Genomic DNA, 19328 nt, shown 5'->3' with positions numbered 1-19328 from the left:
GTTTCCCGTTTGCCCACAATGCCAGATCTCGATCCGGGTTCGTGATCGTCGTTATCTTGGACAAGAGATTTCCTGTCCTGGCTGTGGCTGCGCGCTCGTTCCGGTTATTGATTCCAATGATACTTGGGTGGTCATCCCATTGAAGGAATATGCCCACCGGATGGGAGCCACAGACGCTTCAGGTTATGGTCAGGATCAACGTGAGCACGCCGACCAGTTGGCCGATCAACGGCTGGAAGCGGCCACCATCCCCGCCGTCGTCAGTGGTCTGGCTTCATCGGTCACTCGCCAGATGGGCCGCTCCCCTCTCATGCTGTGGTGGATTGGGGCCAGTCTGCTCACGCTGATCATTGTGGTCTCTATTATTCAGGCTTTTGAAAGAAATCGGTCGACAGGATCAGTAAACGGCCTGATTGGCGATCCCCAAGCCACTGATCCCCAAGCCACTGATCCTCAAGCCATTGGGCCTCAGGACAATCATCAAGAGACTTTACCGCCAGCGGCTAACGGCCTTGCGGGAAATTCTGAAGAACAGAACTCGCCCTCAAAGACGGACGCTTCAGCACGACCTGCGGCTCATGAAAAGCTGGCCACCTTGGGGCAATGGCTCGATGCGGAGTCTGTGCGGGCAGGAGCATTTCCCCAGGGACTTCAAGGTTCAAAAGAGGGGACGACGGAGACCCGCTGGAGTTGGCTGAGTGGGTATGTCGCACAGACACAGCCGCTTGTCGTTCAACCATCGGCTGAGACATCCTGGCGGGAGATCACGAATGATCGATTTGTTCGCCGGAAGATGAACCCTCTGTTGATGAATGAAGACGCGGGGCTAGTCGGTGAAGATGGTTATCCTGCGACTCAATTGGTGGGGGTTGCGGGTGTGGGACAAGATGGGCCGACACTTCCCGTGACGGCTCCGATGGCGGGGATCTTTGCCTATGATCGCACCACAAGGCGATCCGATATTCTGGACGGTCTCAGTCAGACGGCCATGGTGGCCAGTGTTAATCAACAGTTGGGTTCCTGGGCCGGTGGAGGAAGTCACACGCTTCGCCCTTTAACAGCCAGTCCCGTCATTAATGGCCCGGATGGTTTTGGAGTTGTTGGTTTTGATTCTCTGATGCTGTTAATGGCAGATGGCAGCGTTCGAGAAATGTCGCCTCAAACTGATGAACTGGTGATCCGCCGCATGTTTACGATGGCTGAAGGAGTCGACATCACGGCTCCCGACTCGCCTTTGTTCCTGGTATCAACGCCTTCGCCATCGAATCAAATGGCTTCTGATCAGAAAAAAAAGGCTCAAGGCGATCATGGCGATCAACCACCTTTAGCCACTCTATCAGCTGAAAAACTCGAAAGTCAGGGGGGGCGATCCGGTCATTCTCTTGACGATTCTTCAGATCGTCCGCTATCTCCAACTGAGCCGCTTGCGCCGAATCTTTCAAATTCCCCAAACACGGCGCCTCCAAAAACAGTATCTCCCTCCACGATGGCCCCTGTTTCAGGGGGGGAAATTCCAGGGACAGCAGGAAGTGGTCAGGTTTCCATGGGTCAGCCGAACCTTGGGCAGACATTATTGCGATTTCGCACCGGTGGCCCTCTTTCACGCAAGCAGGTGGCCAGAGCCGCAGCCAGCTTCCTGGGAGCTCAGCTTCGCCTTGTTGAAGACGAGCATTCTGAAGAACTGACGGCAGCAATCAACACCACGATTGAATTGGATTTAGCCAATCTGACGGTTCGTGAATTGTTAGAAGCGGCTTTCAAAGATTCTGGTTGTCGCTGGAAGCTCCACGGCACGACGCTCGTGATCCATTCCTTAAAAAGCCCTGAGACGACTGGTTTTGATAACTGAGTTTCAGTGAAGGAGCCAGTATGGAACTGGATGATACGGTCTGCTTCTGCTTTCATATTACGAAGCGAAAAGTGATGAACTTTATCCGGGTTCATCGTCCACGTGTTGCCAGCCAGATCAGCGAGTGCGGAGGGGCCGGTACGGGATGCGGGTGGTGCCGGAAGTATTTGAAACGCTACTTCCATGAATCTGCGGAAGCCCGTGGCAGTGTGCAGGCGGTTGCGTTGAAAGAATCGCAAGCCGAGGCGCCAGAGATTTCACTGGATGAATATGCGAAGTCGCGTGCGGACTACATTCGCTCAGGACAAGGGAAACCCGCTCCCGGTGCAATCCCGTTGACTGACTGAGAGCAGTTGTCGGTTGTCGGTTGTCAGGCTTTGCGACCTGTTCCAATCGGCTTTTGAAATGTGACGTACCCTCAGTCTGATTTGACATTGATTTTGCGAGGGGCTGCTTTGGCCGCGCGGGGAAGGAAAACTTCCAGCACCCCATGAGCCAGTTTCGCAGTAATGTGTTCGTGATCGACTTCATCATTCAGGATGAACGACCTGAGGAAATGTCCCACGGGATATTCCTGATGGAGCACTGCCACGCGATCCAGCCAATGGGGCTGAACATGCCCATAAATGGTGAGCCGATTATCCTGAACCTGAAGTTCCAATGTTTCGAGAGTCACTCCCGGGAGATCGGCAAGCAGTACCAAACCATCCGGCCGCTCAAAGATGTCGATGGGCGGAGTAAAGACAACTTGCTGTTCCTCGGGGCGAGTGATGGTTCCTTCAGGCACGGTCTGAGACGAGGAGTCTCGCGTGGCATCTTCGCGATCAGTTCGCATGTGAGGCTCCTTCTTCTGGCTGGGAATCCTGGCGGGTTAAAGGAGCCGGCGAGGGAGGAATCTCGGCGAGGGAGGACGCTTCCCCCTGAGAATGATCCGTTCTGGAAGCAGCAGAGTCAGCGACCAATCGCCGGGCGGGCGTGGCAATCATCTCGGTGTGAGGAACCCGGGGAGTCTCCCCCTCAGTCACAGTGGTTACTGTGATCTGCCGAACCGGTTTGGGCGGGTCTTTGGGAAGGCGTACCAGCAGCACTCCACTGATAAATTCCGCAGAGACTTCATCTTCCCGGATCCCTTCGGGAAGCTTGAGGATCCGTTGCCATTTTCCGCGAGGGCGTTCCTGGCGTCGGAACGCTTCATCAGGAAAGTCTTCCGGGCCAAGGTGCCGCCCTTTCAGGGTCAGCGTTCCTTCACTGACGGAGATATCCAGTTCCTCAAGACGGATTCCGGGAAGCTCGGCCGTTAAGAGTAAATGATCGGGAAGTTCATATAAATTGAGAGCAGGGTACTGCCGGGCTACCCGCAGCCCTTGCAGGACGCTGGCGAGAAGATGGTCGACTTCTCGTTCGAAATCGCCCACGGCTTGCCAGGCATTTCCCCATCGAAAAATCGCCATGCGGCCGCTCCTGAAAAGAAAATTTGCAGGAATTAAGACGCAACCGACATGCCACAAGTGGATAATTCGATAGCCAGATCGAAATAAATGCTGCAAAGTACTTCTAGATAATAACTTAAAAAAAGCCGCCAATTACATTTCCCGTTCCACTTTTGAAGCGAGAAGTCATTACCAGGAGAAAACTTCCCAAGAACTGCCACTCTGGCAGACTGCACCTGGGGACGTTGTCTGGTGATTGCTCGACAGTCGTGAAACGATGCTTCAGATCGTATGATCCAGTTGTGACGACGTATGGGCGTGTCTGTCAGTTGAGTTGGGAGAAGTGCCATGACTGGCAACGGATTACGGGTGATTTATGTTGGGAGCTTTGACCCACTCACGTTGGGGCATCTGGACATCATTCGTCGAGGTGCCGCGCTGTTTTCTCACCTGACGATCGGCATTGGCGTCAATCCGGACAAGCACCCGTTGTTTGGCACGGTTGAGCGTTTGGAATTGACCAAAACGGTGGTAGCCGACTTACCCAATGTCTCGGTGGAGTCATTTACCGGACTCACCATTGACTTCGCCAAAACCTGCGGCGCGCGTGCGATCCTTCGTGGCATCCGGTCACTTTCCGATATGGACGGCGAGTTCACGATGGGACTGGCCAACAAAGTTCTGGCTCCAGAACTGGAGACCGTTTTTTTTATGGCCGGGGAGAAATACGCTCATATCTCCAGTTCATTGATCAAACAGATTGCCTTGCTGGGCAATGCCGCTTCCTCCGATCGACTGCGAGAGTTTGTTCCCGATCAGGTTGTGCAGCCTCTGCTGGAAAAAGTGCGATTGGCAGCAGCCAGGCGACAATCGTGAACTCCTCGTCAGTCATTTGTTTTTATGATGCACGCTTCGTTGAAAGTCGGTGTTTAGAACAACATCGTCACCAGATAAATGACCTCGATCAATTAAGGATTACCCACGATGGCTCGCGTCCCCTCCACCATGCTGGCTTTGGGCACACCCGCTCCCGATTTTTCTCTGCCCAATGTTGATGGGAAGGTGATCAGCAAAGACGATTTCGCCAGTGGCTCGCCACTGTTGGTGATGTTTATCTGTAATCATTGTCCTTTTGTGAAGCACCTGAGAACCCCGCTGGCACAACTTGGCAAAGACTATCAGGGGACAGCCTTAAAGATTGTGGGAATCAGCTCGAATGACGTCGTGGCGTACCCACAGGACAACTTCGATGCCATGGTGACTGAAGCGGCAGACGCGGGTTACGTGTTCCCTTACCTGCTTGACGAATCTCAACAGGTGGCTCTGGCTTATCAGGCGGCCTGCACCCCTGATTTCTTTTTGTTTGATGCTTCGCACCAGCTGGTCTATCGGGGCCAGTTTGATGCGTCACGTCCGGGGAACGACATTCCGCCAACAGGCGTTGATTTGCGCTCCGCTATTGATGCTGTGCTGGCTGGCCAGCTTCCCGGCGAAGCGCAGACCCCTTCGATTGGCTGTAACATCAAGTGGAAGCCCGGCCATGCCCCGGCTTACTTTTCAGTTTAAGTGCCTGTCTGAGAACATGCCCTCTCCTGTTGGCGGGAGAGGGCCGAGGTGAGCGGTGTTAAAGATTCGTCCAAGGAACCGCAATCCGCAGCATCAGACCGGTGGTGTTCACCGTAAGTTGCCGCTGGCGATGGTTTGTTTCAGGACGCGATAATAGGGTCATTGTCAGGAGTTCAAGCCTGTCGTGTTTTGAACACGACAAAACCCACGACCCCCAATGCCAGGCCAATGAGGAGATAGCCGCCGAATCCTATGGATGAGGATGACGTCGTGATTGTCGAGGGCTGTGCTGCCTGATACCAGGTGCTGGCAGAAGGTGACGTTGTGTGAGATGGAGCGAATGCCGGAGCCATGGTCTGGCTTCCTTGAGTTGCTCCCTGAGATGAACTGGCGTTTGAAGCCGGTGATGAGGAGGCCATCTCCCCGTTGGTTGGCGTTGCCGGTGGCGCTGGCTGCCCTTGCTGGGGTGATGTGGAGTTCAGTCCAGATGCCAGGGGTGAGGGATTTTGTGGCCCCACTCCTGAATCGGCGAGAGCCGTGCCACTCAGATCGTTGCGAGAGGGGGAGGCGTTGGTCATCACCTCTGTCACAATGGGAGCCGTCGGAGTCGTCGCCGATGGTGAGGTTGGCAGCGGCATGGTTGCAAGTGGGAGAGAAGTTTGCGGAGGAAGGGGCGGTGTTGTGGGAGCATCAGCCATCTTGGCCACCACAGTGCCACCCGGGAGTTTGGCTGACCAATCCTGCAAAGTTTCGAGGAGATCATCGTCCTTGGGGGTAAAGATTAACCCATGTTCCGGCAGGCGTACCATGCGAACAGAGGAGATGGGGACATCAATTGGACGCCCGGTCAGAGGTTGAAATTGCAGCTTTTCGGTATCGAAAAAGATGAGCCGTCCCTGAAGGCTGCCACCGTTTTTCCGGTTGATCACGACATTTGTCGGCACGGAAAAATCCAGTCGGGTGATCGGCGCCGGGGACGCTGACGGGTTGGTTAACAAATCAGCGAGGGGAGGAATGGCTGGTGTTTCTTGTAAGAGCGGGGCAGCGAAGGCATTCTGGCCTAGCACTATTCCGATCATTAACATTAGCCAAGGCAATGAACAGGGCGTTTGCCACTGTCCTATGAGATTATGGAAAGATCGCAACATTTTGGCCCTAGCTGAAAAAAAAGAACAGATCACCTTAAAAGGAAATACTGTGAATTAGAACACAATCATGGTTGCCTGAGTTCCGACAGAATCTTCGATGCGGGCACATTGCTTTAAAATTTGATGACGCCATTGATCACAGAAAAAATAGAGTGAATCGTGATGATTTGCGACAGCAGCAGGATTGCAGTGAGACTGATTTCTCGCCCCGTGAATGTCATAGCCCCCAGCACGAAAGTTCATGGCGGCGCTACCGGTAATTTCGACCAGTAGTTGGCATTCAGGGTATCAGAAGTTACGGAAAATCAAATTCAGAGTTTCCAGAATTCACACAATATTTTTCGAGGTGAGATGGCGGCACATGCCGGCACTCGTATTTGAGTTTGCTGATGCATTGTCGCCGGGATTCTCTGAATAACGCTCAACGGTGACTTTCACGCTGACAGGTGTTTTGGCAGCAAAAGCAGACTGCGTGAGGGGTTACCGTAATGGCTGCAGAGGCGCCATGGAGGCGATGAAGTCTTTGGATTCGCCACTGGCTTCAAATTCCACAGAAACTGTTGGGCGATTGTTCGCGATGGAAAGCCCAATGACTCTTCCACGGCCATATTCGGGATGGCGAACCTGCATTCCCAGTTGAAACCGGTTGGCCATGTCATCCCGGGCCATGAGATCGGCACCCGTCATTAAACGAGATTTGAGTTGATGGATTCGTTCCGCTTCAGGGATTTGTTTCGATTTTTGATGACGGGAGAAACGTGAGCGAGTTGCCTTGGTCTTATTAACCTCTCCACGGTCAGCTTGAGAATCATCCACTGCGGAGGTCTTAGTGTGTGTGACTGGTGGCACCAACTGATCGATTAACGACGACGTCGTTTTCGGCTGGGCTTCCGGTGTCTTGCTGACTTCTTCTGCTTCTCCTTCTTCTTCAGATGACGGTATCTCCTGGGCACTCTTTCTGGCTGTTAACACCGCCAGTTGGGACAGGACAGAATCTCCTGAAGAACCACCCCGCAACTGGCCTGGTGACCAGTCACCAAAGCTCGTCTCGTCATCGTCTTCGGAATAATCTCGATGTTCGACCGTCAGTTCACTCAAAAACTGGCTGGCAATCGAACTTAACGAGCGGCCATGCGTGGTGCGCATCCGTGTCCAGGTCAGGCAGAGTTCTTCGCGAGCGCGAGTGATACCAACGAAAAGCAGGCGACGTTCTTCTTCAAGTTGTAAAGGGTCGCCATCGCGAAGTGCCCGGTCGTGGGGGAGCAATCCGTGCTCTACACCGATCAGATAGACGCAGGGAAATTCCAGGCCCTTGGCTGCATGCAAGGTCATCAGGTGAACTTCACCGGCACTGGAGTCGATGGCATCAGCTTCTTGCACCAGACTGCATGTTTCCAGAAAGTCACCCAGTGAGCCAGAAGAGTCGGCACCCGCATCGTGTTGTCTGGCCGAAGCGACTAATTCACCAATGTTACCAAGCCGACTGGCAGATTCTTCAGGCTCCAGGCCACGGAGGTTCAGCGCGTATCCTGTCCTCTCGACAATTACTTCGATCAACTCGGCCACAGAACCATGTGCCCGGTTGGCGAGTTCATCGAGCAGCGTGGCAAACTGTTTGAGGGCATATTCCGCTTTCTTGGGAAGGCCGGCTGAGCTATCCACCTGATGAACGGCCTCCCAAAGATTGATCCCTCGCCTCTGTGCCCAACGATCCAGCTTTTCCTGCGAGTTCTTTCCAATCCCGCGAATGGGGGTGTTGATGATCCGTCGAAATGCCGGGCGATCATCGGGGTTCTCGATGACCCGTAAATAAGAGATCAGATCTTTGACTTCCGTTCGCTCATAAAAAGCGACGCCACCTGTGATGGAAAACGGGACACGGGCGCGACTCAATGCCGTTTCGATGGAACGGGAGAGTGAATTGACGCGATAGAAAATGGCAAAGTCGGAAAAATTTCGTTCACCGCTGGCGACTCGCTCACGAATCTCGGCGGCAATCGCGTCGGCTTCATGCACACCATCCGCATAGCGGCGGATTTCCACCGGTGTGCCCGACGGGTTTGTTGTGATTAACTTTTTGGCTTTCCGCTGGGTGTTGTGCTGAATCAGTTCGTCGGCAGCCGCGAGAATTTCTGGCGTGCTGCGAAAATTGTCCTGCAATCGCACCAGCTTCATCTGGGGGTAATCTCGTTCAAACCGCAGGATGTTTTCGATTTGAGCACCACGCCAGCCATAGATCGACTGGTCGGGATCACCTGTGGCGCAGAGATTGGGTTCGTTTTGAGAGAGGGCGGCAATGATCTGATACTGGGCGCGGTTGGTATCCTGATACTCGTCGACCAGGATAAAACGAAACCGCTCATCCAGTGACTGCCGCAATTGAGGGTTTTCGTTCAGCAGAGTGACCACGTGCATCAGCAGGTCGTCGAAGTCGACGGCATTCGATGCGAGGAGGATCTGCTGATACCGTGCATAGGCTTTGGCCACGACGGCATCCAGATGAGTCCCGATCCTCTCAGCCGCTGTGGCTGCGAACATCAATGGCGTGATGCAATCATTTTTGAGCTGTCCGATCCGCCAGCCAATGCGACTGGGACTGTAATGGGTGGGATCGAAGCCTTCTTCTTTGACCGCTTCTTTGCAGGCGGCATCCTGATCTTTGACATCCAGGATGGAAAAGTTGGGCTTGAGACCAACAGCCTCCCCATATTGCCGGAGGAGTCTGGCACAGAACTTATGGAATGTGCTGACAGAAACCCTCACGCCGGGCATGAGGTGTTCCACACGCTCTGCCATCTCTTTGGAGGCTTTATTGGTGAACGTGATGGCCAGAATTTCCGAGGGATGAACTCTGCGTTCCACCAGACGGGCAATGCGCCGTGTGACGACCCGTGTCTTCCCGGAACCCGGCCCTGCGAGAACGAGCAAAGGCCCCTCGAAGTGTTCGACAGCGGCGGCTTGTGAAGCTGTGAGATCATCCAGAAGATGTGACACTTTGGGCGAGCACTCCTTTGCCGACAAGTTTAACAGTCTCTCTGATACAGCAGGAATTGACGAAATATGAGGCGTTTTCCGACAGGCACTAACGGTGCAGGTCAGGGATCGAGGCGAGCAGGCCAATGAGCCTGCGAAGGAGTTTAACAACCTGTCAGGAGAGAGTGGGCGTAACGCGAGTCAGTTTCTCTGTAAATCCTGAGCGTTTTTGTGGGGATAAAACTTCTCAAGGTGACTGATTTTCAGTGCAAACCCCTATGGAATGGCAAGTAATGGCTCTCTGAACGTGTGAGAAAACCGTTCAGAAACCCCAGGCGGTCATTGCTGGAGTGGTTTTAGCTGAGTAGCATGCGAAGGGTTGGCAAAGTTTGCCGACTAGTGAAGAAATACGGAACGTATCGTTCATGCCGGTCAAGTGTGTTGTTCGTGTCGTGAGGGCTTAGAAAGCAGCAGGGTCGACTACGGACGTCAATTTCTGCCGGACGATGATTCTGTGGCGGGTTGGCGGTCGATCGTAGAACCACCATCCCTCACGCCCTCTTCACACCTTGCCGGACATTCTGATGACTCGTCACACGGAGGCCTTGCATACAATGTCCCAAATTATGATTCGCCTGTCACGGCGAGAAAACCGAGTCTGGAGAGGTGTTCTTTCCGTCGGTGCCATGACCGGTCTTGCCATGGGAAGCTGGGCTTTCGGAAATCAGGAGGCCTCTCCCGAAGGTCTTCGGGGCATTCTTCCTCCCGACGTTCCTTCCCGATTGGGAAGTGATGTTCTGGCTGAACTCGGCCCTAACTGGGCAAGTTGGGGAGAAGGGACTTCGGCGATTGTCGAAAAGTTTTTCCAACTTAATGGAGATACCGCTGCCCAGAAGGAGGCTCTGGACACACTGAGAGCCCGTCTGGCGATTGTGGATAAATCACTCGCCGATCCCCGTTACCGGTCGATTTTTTGTCCGCTGGGAACGATCAAGGGGGCGTTGACCCGCACCATTGACTTGTCTGATGCGATTCTCAAGACGCTGGCTCTTGATCCTGTGAAGGTTCGTGAAGAAACCGTTGCTGCCAGGAAAGCCGAGTCGGTTAAGGCTCTGCAGGCACTGAAGGCTGCACTGGCCAAGGTGCCTGGTGGCGATGCCTGGCTTCCTTTCATTCAGGGAGAAGAACTGGGGAAAGCTCTCTCTGGTGATAATCAGGGCGCTGCCGTTTCCGCAGCCAAAGTGACGGTTGAACGACTGGCACGTGTGGCTTCTTTGGAAAATGCCGCCCAGAAGGCGTTCCTCAGCCGCCCCGAATTCACGGCTGTGCAAACAGCTCTTGAAGGGTATGTGGCAGCCGTCGGTGCTCCCGTCGATGACAATGCCAAAGAGAAGATTCGTGCCGCTATTGCCCAACTGGCAAGTGCATTGCAACTGGCTGAAGAAACACCCAGTACCGAATCAGCCACGGCATTGCGTGATGCGATCAAGACTGTGAAAGCAACGGTTCCTGGTGGCGGGGTTGATCTGCTCAACGTCGTCCAGCGGAATGCACTGAACTATAACCTGCGAATTGTGGCCAGCGAGACATTCCTTTCCAAGCTGATGTCTGACGCTCGCACCGAAGCGGGCGGCGTGCGAGATTTTATTCTGGGAGCCAACGTGGGTGGCTATCAGACCACCTCCACTGTGGTGGGTGTGAACCTCAAGCCATCGCCCAATTCCGCACGCTTCGACATCACTCTTAACGGGGTTGTGCAGTCGAACACCACTGGTGTGACCAGCGAAGCCACTGTGAATACCTCGGGGTACCACACCTTCTACGCGACGAAGGATGTGAACTTTGACGGTGAAAAGTTTACGACGGCGCCGGCTCTGATCGGTGTTCGTCCGAACAACACGACCACGGGAATTTCGACCCGCTACAGCGGTTCATTCCTCTTTGGAAGATATGCCGACCGCGTCGCTGCAGGTGAAGTGGCGGAACGCCGTCCCCAGGCCGAAGCGATTGCTGCCCAGCGCGTGCGTGAACGTGTGCTGCCTCGCTTCAATCAGGAAGTTGATTCAGCGATGTCTAACGCTGGTGTGAAGCTGGAAAACGAACTTTTCAGCGGTCTTAAGAAGGTGGGTCTCTTCCCGGATGCCAAGGTCTATCAGACCACCGAGAACGAGTTGCGATTGTCCACCCGGCTCATGGAAGCTGGCGAAATTGGTGGTAATACACCACCTGCCAATTTTCTGACCGCCACCACCGGAGCCACGATTCTTCTGCACGAATCTTTGCTGAATAACTCCATTGATCGGATGGGTTTTGCAGGGAAAACTTTAACTGAAGAAGAATTCCGCAAGGAAGTCGAGAAGTTCCTCAGTACGGCTCTTGGTCGCGCTGTGGCTCTTCAGCCAAAGGCCAAGGTTGAAGGGGAAGAAACAAAGAACAACTCGTTTGTCTTTGCCAAGGAAGATCCTGTTCGTTTCCGTGCTGCGTCCGGGGCACTGACGCTCATCCTGCGAACCGGTTTTAAGTCGAGTGATCGTGAAGATATTCCTGTTTCGGAAATCACAGTGCCACTCACCTTTGCGGTGGCTGGCCCTGAAATCACGGTTTCCCGCGGGACAATCTCTGTCGCTGATGTGGAAGGCGATCTGGGAATTGCGACCAAGGGTGTCATTCGTAAGAAGATCCAGGACGCGATGCCTGATCGAACCGTCGACAGCAAATTCAAAATCGACGGCCCCAAGAAGACCGTCTTTGCCAACGTCACCAAGGTGGCGGTGGTTGATGGCTGGGTGATTGTGGACGTCCAGTAATCAGTGTGGCTCATCGAGCCGCAGGGGATGGGTCGTTATAGGCTCGCCCCCTGGCTGATTCTGCTGTAATCATTACAAGAGCAGGGAGAGCGACCGCGGGTTGCCTCCCTGCTTTCGTTTTTTATGGGGGAGTAGCGGCAGAAATTGCCGTTGAACGACATAACCCCCTTCTGCGCATGAGACTTGCATTGACCCGTCTTGCCGTCGAGGAATATACCTTCTCTGTGGTTTCTTCCAAAATCGCGCACGTCGTGTGTTGAAAAATGCTCGTTGATCGTCTGTCACATTTCTCAAGGTGACAGGCTTGTTTACTCATGGGACGGCTCTATGGCCGGCTTTCAAACTCATATTGGTGTGGCAGCAGCCGTCGGGGCAGGATATGCCTACTGGGGGTACTACACGCTGCATTTTCCCGGCCCCACGGTTTTGCTGGCGGGGGGATTTGTCACAATTGCCGGGACAATGCCTGATCTTGATAGCGACAGCGGGATTCCGTCGCGCGAGACGATTAGTTTTGCGGCGGCTATTGTCCCGATGATTCTAATGAATCGCCTGCTCTCCTCGGGACTTTCCGCAGAACAACTGGTTCTGGTCGGAGTGCCGCTCTATCTGTTTATTCGATTTGCGATCGGGACACTGCTCAAGCGATTTACGATTCACCGGGGGATGTTTCATAGCATTCCCGCGATTCTTATTGCTGGCATGATCGCGTTTCTCCTGTGCGATTCCAGTTTTCACTCAGGACGAATTTACAAAACCATTGCGGTCATGATTGGCTACACCACACATCTGGTTCTGGATGAAATCTGGAGCGTGAACCTGAACGGTGCTGTTCCCCGGTTAAAAAAGTCGTTTGGAACGGCGTTAAAACTTTTCAGCAACGATCCCACGGCGACATCTGCCACTTACGGGCTATTGCTACTTCTCGGGTTGTTTGTGCTGCGTGAGTCGTCGCCGGCTGTTGAGCAACGGATGGCGGGGTTTATGCCGGATATCTCCCGGTTTGCGGTGAATCCGCCGTCTCGCACGCGCGATTCGTCGGGAAAAGTCGACTCATTTTCTCGCTCTTATCAGAAGACTGGCTCTACGGTATCTTCTGAGCCGGAAGAAAATTGGGGACGCACCAACAGAGATCAATCGCCATTCTCGCGAGCTGTTCCTGAACCAATTGCTATTCCAGAACAAACGCCCTACGGGTCGTCGGTTAATACCCAAACTCCCCGATCCTCCGTACCATCCTCGCAAGAATGGGTTCGTCCCCGCAGTACCGGAAATGAGCAAAGATCCGGTTCCTGGTCAGAAGCCAATCGTCCGGATGCGTTCGCTCCGGATCATTTCAGTAATGGTTGGCGCTAAAACTGCTCTGTCTCTGATTCCTGCCGTTGTCGACCTCTGCTGAAGTTGGCAGCGTGAACAAGGATGATTGGTTTTGTAAGAAGGCGAAAGTAATGACCACTTATGACATCGTAATGCTGCTGATTGTGGTCGGGATGGCCATTCAAGGGGCGTGGCGAGGTCTCGCCTGGCAGGTGGCTCCTGTGATCTCATTGATCCTTGGCTATATGGTTGCCGGGCCGGTTTCACCATCGCTGGCCCCACTCTTTGGCCAGCCACCCTTAGCCGATGTGCTGGCTTTGGTTGCCGTTTATGTGGCGGTTTCGCTGGCGGTCTATTTGATGATTCGTTCGGTGAAAGAATCGCTGGAAAAGTTGAAGTTAGCTGAATTTGACAAGCATCTGGGGTTTCTGCTGGGTGCCGTGAAGGGGATCATTCTGACGGTCGTGGTGACGATTGTTTTGATCACGGTTTCGCCAGCGGCGCGAGAAATGATTCTGCAAACGGAATCTCATTCGGTGGCCCGCCTGATCGTCGGTGAAGCTCTGCCTCTGATGCCTGAGACATTTCGCAAAACGTTGCTGCCTTATCTGAAAGAGTTTCAGATCGAGAACATTGCTTATCAGAATGATGGCAGTTATCCGGGAGATCGTGGCAATTCCCGGCCAGCAACCCGGCCTTCTCCCGCCCGTCCTCAGCAAGGGGGTTATCCCAACCGTGGGACGGAATATGGCTATGGCAGCCCTCCGACTGAGGCACAGCCTGTCTCTCAGCAAAGAACGAACAGTACGTTGAGCAATGTCTGGAACCGGATTTGGGGTGACTCTACACCGACAACCAACCAACAACCGGCCAATTATGTGCCTTCCGGTTATCGTCCTTCTGAACCGACCCCATCACAGCCTGTTAACGCGCCTCCTGATCGCTTCCGGAATTATGATCCTTATGCGACGTCGCGAGCTTCCTATGAGTCTCGTGATGCCTATCAACAAACGCCACTTTATGGAGACAATCAGAACGGAGGTGATGCTCCCTTGTTCGATGCCTCCAGCGTGACTCGCGATTTTATTCGTGACCACGTGGTCGCTCCTGCGGTCAATCAAGTGCGCAATGACTTTGACAGAAGCATCCGTGAAAGCTGGCCAGATTCTTTTGGTGGTTCGTCGGCGCCAACAACTCCCCCACAAACGACACCTTACCGTTCCACAGGCGGCTATTGAGTTTTGGCGTTAATCAGGGTGACAAGCCGGTTGCTACAGGCATGGGACGCTTCAAGGGTTTCAAGCGATAGATCGCGATCCCTGCCTGTGTGTCATTGAGACAGAGTTCAGTCTGTGCGGCAAACCCGGGATGCTGGCGAAGTTGATCAAGAGGCTTCTCGCCTGTACTGATCACAAGATATTGAGTTCCTGATCGTAAGAGTTGAGCTAACGACTCCTCTTCGGGGAATGTCTTCATCGCTTGCCATAAGTCGATGTAAGCATCAGGAAAGAAGCCCGAATAACCATTCACCATGGGACGATGATGCTGTGTTTGCCAATACATGGCCAGAGCCGTCGGTTCATAGGCATTCGCTGATCCCTGAACCGGAAAGGGGATCATGGCGATGGCAGCCTCTTTCTCAGTGTGCTGTCGCAGGTATTCTACCCAGGCTGGCTGCGGAGACATGGACGGAAGAGGAAATGTGATTTGAGGATTCGGCCAGACTTCATAACTCGCCAGAGCGGCCAGACTGATGGCAGGAATCCAAAGCATAAAGCGGCTCACTTTACCACGAAAGTCGGTGGTCTGAGAAAACTCCGGCAGCCATGCCCCCCAGCGTGAACACGGCCAATGTCCTGGTCGCCATTCTCTATGAGGCCAGCGTAAATGAGGCCAGCGTAAATGAGGCCAGCGTAAATGAGGCCAGCGTAAATGAGGCCAGCGTGTCGGCGAACAGAGTTCGAGTCCTTGAACAGCCAGCAGTGTCCATCCCAGTTGAGCATAGACCGCAAACCGAAACGGGCTGCGAAGGTGAGCAAATCCCGGGCAATAATCCCGCAACCAGAGTGAAGGTGACCACCCTCCGATTTGATAGTCCGGCCCCAGCGAGAGAATCATCGAGACCACGCAAAAGGTCATTGTGGCACAGGTCAGCAGACGCCGGTCATTCCACTTTAACCCCGCCACCAAGCCCATGATTCCCAGTAAAGACATTACGGCACCGCAGCCTAATGTCCAGGTTCTTTGCCGGGTGGGTTCAATCGCGGTGGGATAGCTTCCCAAGCGTGTTGTGACTGACCATGTATAGTCACCCACCCGTGCCGAAAGGTCATTGGTTAAGCTTAAGGGACGTTCATTCTGCCATTTCTGTTCTGATGAAGAGGCTTGTTGTACCAGGGCGATTGGTGCGATCATCCCTGCTGCAACCAGAGACCCTGCCATCAGCACGGCCCAGACCTGCCATCGATGCCAGGAAGGGAGCAGAGGCCAGCCAGCGATGGTGAGCAGTAACAGACTTCCGCTTAAGGAAATGAACAGCAATAGCCCATAGTAATTGCAGGCCCAATAGGTGAGTCCAAAGCTCACGCCTAACCCGAGTGCCGATGGCCAGCGAGGTTCCTGGCAACAGCGGAGCAGCCAGTATAAAGTCCAGATCGGCCATGCCAGTGTCTGGAGTTGTAGCGCTCCCATTTGCCAAAAGAGAAACGGCAACTTTTGAATGAGCAAGCCACCTGCGAGCGAGATGGCGTCTGGTGAGTTCAATCGCCGCAGCAGAAGCCAAGCGGTATATCCATTGAGAGTCATCATTCCCAGTAGATATAGATTATAGCACAGAGGTAATGAGCCTGTGATCCAATACACCGGTGCCAGTAAAAGCAGCGTGGGTTGAGGTTCAGACTGAGCGAACGACATGTCTGCCGGATAAAAAATCGGAGCCTGCCAATAGTTCTGAAAACCATGCTCCAGTCGATCTTTGTTCCACCAGATTGTCCATAAATTGAACAGGGGGACTGTGGCTTCGCTTTCCAAACCCAGAGGAACGGCCGACGTGATCACCATCACCAGTGGCCAGGTCAAAGCGACTGCTGTCAAAAGATAGAACAGTGCGACCCATGCTTCCCGTCCGGCCCGACGACAACTTACGGCAAACATTGGATTGTGGAACAGAAGGGATCTCACCGGAGGGTTACCTATTGGTCTATCAAGCATAGATAATGCGGTTGAACATGTTGTTTAGTCCGGCAACACTCCCTCGCCCGCTTGCGGGAGAGGGCCGGGGTGAGGGCCGATGAATGACAAGTGTTACCTCTGGCAACGTGCTTCCCTTTCATTGCTTGCAACGCGTTCCCCCCTCATCCGGCCTTCGGCCACCTTCTCCCTCAGGGAGAAGGATTTAATCGTTTTATTGACACTCGCTATGAACAACCAATGCGAAAGCATTCTCCATGCTGCGCCATCCAGTTCCTCCAAAGAAAGCGAGAATTCTCAGGTGTGGGGAATTCTCCAGAAGTGGGTATGAGGTCAGGGGGAGATCAACCGCACGTTACTCCAGACGAACTCGGCCCCCTGGTTTCCCGTGGGGCCGGCGGTGGCTTCAAGTGTCAATTGACTCGCGCTCTTCGCTGAGAGTTCCAGTCGAAACGTCTCTGATGGCTGATCTCGGGACAGGGAGCGACTCTTCCAAAGAGGCTCATTTCCCAGTGAGATCGTTCCGGTTAAATGCGTCGCATTGGTTGCCGCCTGAATCATCACAACCTGTCCAGCAAGCAGATAGTTTCCGGGAGGAAGCTCCCAGGTCGTGCGACTCCAGGGGCGTTGGAGATAAGCCCAGGGAAAAAACTGTTCCTGCGTTTCAATGAGTCTCAGTGTTTGTAATGGCCGGGGCGCGACGCTTTTTCCCGACGCTGTCGTATCACCGGAAATCCTGACGCTGAGCCACGGAAGATGTTCTTCCTGCTTCAGAACCAGTCCGGCCAATGTCTGGACTTCAGGGTTTTCATATTGCAGCGAAACAATGTCTCTCAAGGGAACTGTCAGGCGATTTCCCGTCACAAGTTGAAACTTTAATCGCTTGATCGAAGCTTGCTTTCCTTGAGAGGGAAGGTCGGCGGGGCGCAGTGATGTGGCCGAAAAAAATGACCCATCGGTGGTTGTGACACGCCACTTTGTGGTGGCCAGGGTCGGGACGATCAGTAATTCGCGATTGAAGATGACCGCGGCAATGCGAAACCTCGGGGCCGAGATCTTCTGGCCAGCACGGAGCATGTGGAGTTGTTCTGCATCCAGAGCTTGAAATTCGCCGGTTAATTCATCCCCATTATTGAGTAGCGCGGTATCCATTTTCAGGCTGCTGGATGTTTCGATTCGTTCGAGTCGCTGCCTCAATTGCTTCCGGGCAAATTGTCCTGACGGGGCATCCAGAACCGCCATGGAAACGGATTCCAGCGGAATTGGTGTGGCTTCCCAGTCCGTTTGTTCTCCCCAGCCGACGAGCAGTCGATCGTCGACAATCTCTTTGGCGTAGACTGCTAATCGGTCACCACTGGTCAGCCAGACTTCATGCCGTGGTCTGGCAGGGGGGAGAGGCTCGTGAGTTTCTTGTCGTGATTCAACGCGCAGGATTTCCTTCCACGGCCAATGATTTGGTGAAGAACCCGAAGTGGGAACTGTTTCCAGAGAAGGGATCGAAATTCCCTCCGTACTGATCTGTAAATCGGTAACAGTCTTCTCTTCGAGATTTCTCCATTGAACGCGGCTGAGACCATTTTTCCCGGAAGCCATGGGCAATATGGGGGCTGCGATATTTTCAGCTGTGATATTTTCAGCCGAGAGATCTTGCGCAGAGGCTGGGATTGCTGCGATGATGGCCACGAACAGAATGGCCATGACCCGTCTGGTTGTCACCATAATCGTCGCGATCAGCACTGGCACGATGGGTCGTGTCGTGGGGGGAAGGAAGCCGCGTGGATCAATCGGGCATGTGAGTTGGTTCATCGCTGGAAAATCGGGAGGTAGTTATTTGGCATCTGCAAGATCAGGCACGACATAGCCGTTCCATACTCTGTGCAGATCAGAGAATCAGGCCAGCTGCCATCGGGAGATTGTCGTTCAATCAGTTCATCACGAATGCCGGTATACCAGTCTTCCCAGCGCTGCCCCCCTGACTGCCACATCACCTGTACCGCGTAATATTGTCCATAGTAGAAATGGTTTTCATAGCGAAAGAGATCGGCACTGGGTGGGAATCTCCAGAGATAGCTTACGCCTCGCTCAATTTCCGGGCTGTTGTAGATACCGGCACTATAGAGAGCGACAATTGCCGCTGCCGAACGGGGAAACTGGCTTTGAGGGCGAGGTTCGAGCCGATATCGAAAGCCGCCATCAGTGTTCTGGCATTTTTTGACATATTCTGTGCAGCGATCAATCGTCTCACGGGGGACGGCAATACCCGCGTTTCGTGCGGCTCTTAAAGCCATGATCTGGCAGACGGTGACCGAAATATCCGCTTCTTTGCCATCAGGATCGTAGCGCCAGCCACCTTCGGGATTCTGTGATCCGACAATCAGGTTGACGGCATTACGCAAAGCGGTTCGTACGTTCTCACGTGGTGTCATGCCATAGACTTCTGCCAGATAGAGCGTGGCAAACCCATGCCCATACATGGGGCCATGAGATGGGCTTTCCTCGCAGAGAATGTAGCCAGAGGGTTTCGAGTTCTTAAGGATAAACTCGATCGATTGGTCGACGCTTTGCCCATGCTGGCTGCGGCCCGGTGTATGTCCTGCTGCCAGCATCGACATGCCGCAAAGCGCCGTGACGGCCACATTGCGACGGTAAATCGAGCCAGAGCCAAACGATCCATCCCCATGCTGACGTTTTGCCAGAAAAGCCAACCCTTTGGCAATACTGGCATCAGTCGTAGGTGTCATGAGCTTTTTGGCATCAACTTCAATCAGATCGCGGCGAGGGGCCATCTTCAAAACCGGCTCATTGGTCGCCGATTCTGCTCGCAGCCTGGGGGGAGTTTCCTGAGCCAACGCGGAGTGGATTGGAAAGATCATCCCGGCAATGACCATCATCACCCATCTCTGTGCCTGTCCGGGAAGACACGTTCTCCCGCTTGCGCGAGAGGGTTGGGGTTTGGGAATTGATGAATCACAAGTGTTGCCACTGGCAACCCGCGTCCCCCTCATCCGGCCTGTGGCCACCTTCTCCCTCAGGGAGAAGGATTGGAGAG

General features: G+C 53.8%; 14 protein-coding genes. 7 read left to right on the top strand and 7 right to left on the bottom strand.

From position 1 onward, the window contains the following. Positions 1 to 127: 127 nt before the first annotated feature. Positions 128 to 1849, top strand: a complete 1722-nt coding sequence (locus tag SH287x_RS10295; RefSeq protein ID WP_479518644.1) for a hypothetical protein — start codon at positions 128 to 130, stop codon at positions 1847 to 1849. Between the two features lie 20 nt (positions 1850 to 1869). Then, positions 1870 to 2196 carry a (2Fe-2S)-binding protein gene (locus tag SH287x_RS10290; RefSeq protein WP_479518643.1) on the top strand — a complete coding sequence of 109 codons (327 nt, stop codon included), beginning with the start codon at positions 1870 to 1872 and terminating at the stop codon, positions 2194 to 2196. 71 nt (positions 2197 to 2267) lie between these two features. Here the strand turns inward: SH287x_RS10290 and SH287x_RS10285 are convergent, their stop codons facing one another. Further along, a complete protein-coding gene (locus SH287x_RS10285; protein ID WP_479518641.1) occupies positions 2268 to 2684 on the bottom strand; it encodes an Hsp20/alpha crystallin family protein in 417 nt (138 codons plus the stop codon). Continuing rightward, entirely contained in the window at positions 2674 to 3300 is a 627-nt protein-coding gene (locus SH287x_RS10280) for an Hsp20/alpha crystallin family protein (protein WP_479518640.1), read from the bottom strand. Before SH287x_RS10280 ends, SH287x_RS10285 begins: the two co-directional genes overlap by 11 nt. A 327-nt stretch (positions 3301 to 3627) precedes the next feature. Between SH287x_RS10280 and coaD the strand changes: the two genes are divergently transcribed. Together coaD and SH287x_RS10270 are read left to right on the top strand one after the other, a co-directional pair. Next, on the top strand, positions 3628 to 4155 hold the full coding sequence (gene coaD, locus SH287x_RS10275) for a pantetheine-phosphate adenylyltransferase (protein WP_479518639.1): 528 nt from the start codon (positions 3628 to 3630) through the stop codon (positions 4153 to 4155). A gap of 108 nt (positions 4156 to 4263) precedes the next feature. Further along, the gene (locus SH287x_RS10270) at positions 4264 to 4845 is read left to right on the top strand and encodes a thioredoxin family protein (protein WP_479518638.1); all 582 of its coding nucleotides are present in this window, start codon (positions 4264 to 4266) and stop codon (positions 4843 to 4845) included. Positions 4846 to 5018: 173 nt separating this feature from the next. Here the strand turns inward: SH287x_RS10270 and SH287x_RS10265 are convergent, their stop codons facing one another. Continuing rightward, entirely contained in the window at positions 5019 to 5789 is a 771-nt protein-coding gene (locus SH287x_RS10265; protein ID WP_479518637.1) for a hypothetical protein, read from the bottom strand. 684 nt (positions 5790 to 6473) lie between these two features. Further along, on the bottom strand, positions 6474 to 8987 hold the full coding sequence (locus SH287x_RS10260; protein ID WP_479518636.1) for an ATP-dependent helicase: 2514 nt from the start codon (positions 8985 to 8987) through the stop codon (positions 6474 to 6476). A gap of 593 nt (positions 8988 to 9580) precedes the next feature. Here SH287x_RS10260 and SH287x_RS10255 point away from each other — a divergent pair. The 3 genes from SH287x_RS10255 (at position 9581) to SH287x_RS10245 (ending at position 14328) form a co-directional block, all read left to right on the top strand. Then, the gene (locus SH287x_RS10255) at positions 9581 to 11773 is read left to right on the top strand and encodes a hypothetical protein (protein WP_479518635.1); all 2193 of its coding nucleotides are present in this window, start codon (positions 9581 to 9583) and stop codon (positions 11771 to 11773) included. Between the two features lie 327 nt (positions 11774 to 12100). Then, the gene (locus SH287x_RS10250) at positions 12101 to 13129 is read left to right on the top strand and encodes a metal-dependent hydrolase (protein WP_479518634.1); all 1029 of its coding nucleotides are present in this window, start codon (positions 12101 to 12103) and stop codon (positions 13127 to 13129) included. Between the two features lie 92 nt (positions 13130 to 13221). After that, positions 13222 to 14328, top strand: a complete 1107-nt coding sequence (locus tag SH287x_RS10245) for a CvpA family protein (RefSeq protein WP_479518633.1) — start codon at positions 13222 to 13224, stop codon at positions 14326 to 14328. A gap of 13 nt (positions 14329 to 14341) precedes the next feature. Here the strand turns inward: SH287x_RS10245 and SH287x_RS10240 are convergent, their stop codons facing one another. The 3 genes from SH287x_RS10240 to SH287x_RS10230 form a co-directional block, all read right to left on the bottom strand. Continuing rightward, positions 14342 to 16243: a hypothetical protein gene (locus tag SH287x_RS10240; protein ID WP_479518632.1), complete on the bottom strand. Its 1902-nt coding sequence runs from the start codon at positions 16241 to 16243 to the stop codon at positions 14342 to 14344. A gap of 369 nt (positions 16244 to 16612) precedes the next feature. Next, positions 16613 to 18085 (bottom strand): hypothetical protein, encoded by a 1473-nt coding sequence (locus SH287x_RS10235; protein WP_479518631.1) that lies wholly within the window; start codon positions 18083 to 18085, stop codon positions 16613 to 16615. Next, positions 18082 to 19170, bottom strand: a complete 1089-nt coding sequence (locus SH287x_RS10230) for a prenyltransferase/squalene oxidase repeat-containing protein (protein WP_479518630.1) — start codon at positions 19168 to 19170, stop codon at positions 18082 to 18084. Before SH287x_RS10230 ends, SH287x_RS10235 begins: the two co-directional genes overlap by 4 nt. Positions 19171 to 19328: the final 158 nt, after the last annotated feature.

Source organism: Planctopirus sp. SH287 (genome assembly GCF_056500625.1).
Note: the sequence above shows the minus strand (reverse complement) of the source record. Positions and strands in the feature narration are given on the sequence as shown.

Coding starts and splice junctions, on each gene's coding strand:
- SH287x_RS10290 (WP_479518643.1), top strand. CDS start 1,870: ATGGAACTGGATGATACGGTCTGCTTCTGCTTTCATATTACGAAGCGA.
- SH287x_RS10285 (WP_479518641.1), bottom strand. CDS start 2,684: ATGCGAACTGATCGCGAAGATGCCACGCGAGACTCCTCGTCTCAGACC.
- SH287x_RS10280 (WP_479518640.1), bottom strand. CDS start 3,300: ATGGCGATTTTTCGATGGGGAAATGCCTGGCAAGCCGTGGGCGATTTC.
- coaD (WP_479518639.1), top strand. CDS start 3,628: ATGACTGGCAACGGATTACGGGTGATTTATGTTGGGAGCTTTGACCCA.
- SH287x_RS10270 (WP_479518638.1), top strand. CDS start 4,264: ATGGCTCGCGTCCCCTCCACCATGCTGGCTTTGGGCACACCCGCTCCC.
- SH287x_RS10255 (WP_479518635.1), top strand. CDS start 9,581: ATGTCCCAAATTATGATTCGCCTGTCACGGCGAGAAAACCGAGTCTGG.
- SH287x_RS10250 (WP_479518634.1), top strand. CDS start 12,101: ATGGCCGGCTTTCAAACTCATATTGGTGTGGCAGCAGCCGTCGGGGCA.
- SH287x_RS10245 (WP_479518633.1), top strand. CDS start 13,222: ATGACCACTTATGACATCGTAATGCTGCTGATTGTGGTCGGGATGGCC.
- SH287x_RS10240 (WP_479518632.1), bottom strand. CDS start 16,243: ATGTTTGCCGTAAGTTGTCGTCGGGCCGGACGGGAAGCATGGGTCGCA.
- SH287x_RS10235 (WP_479518631.1), bottom strand. CDS start 18,085: ATGAACCAACTCACATGCCCGATTGATCCACGCGGCTTCCTTCCCCCC.
- SH287x_RS10230 (WP_479518630.1), bottom strand. CDS start 19,170: ATGATGGTCATTGCCGGGATGATCTTTCCAATCCACTCCGCGTTGGCT.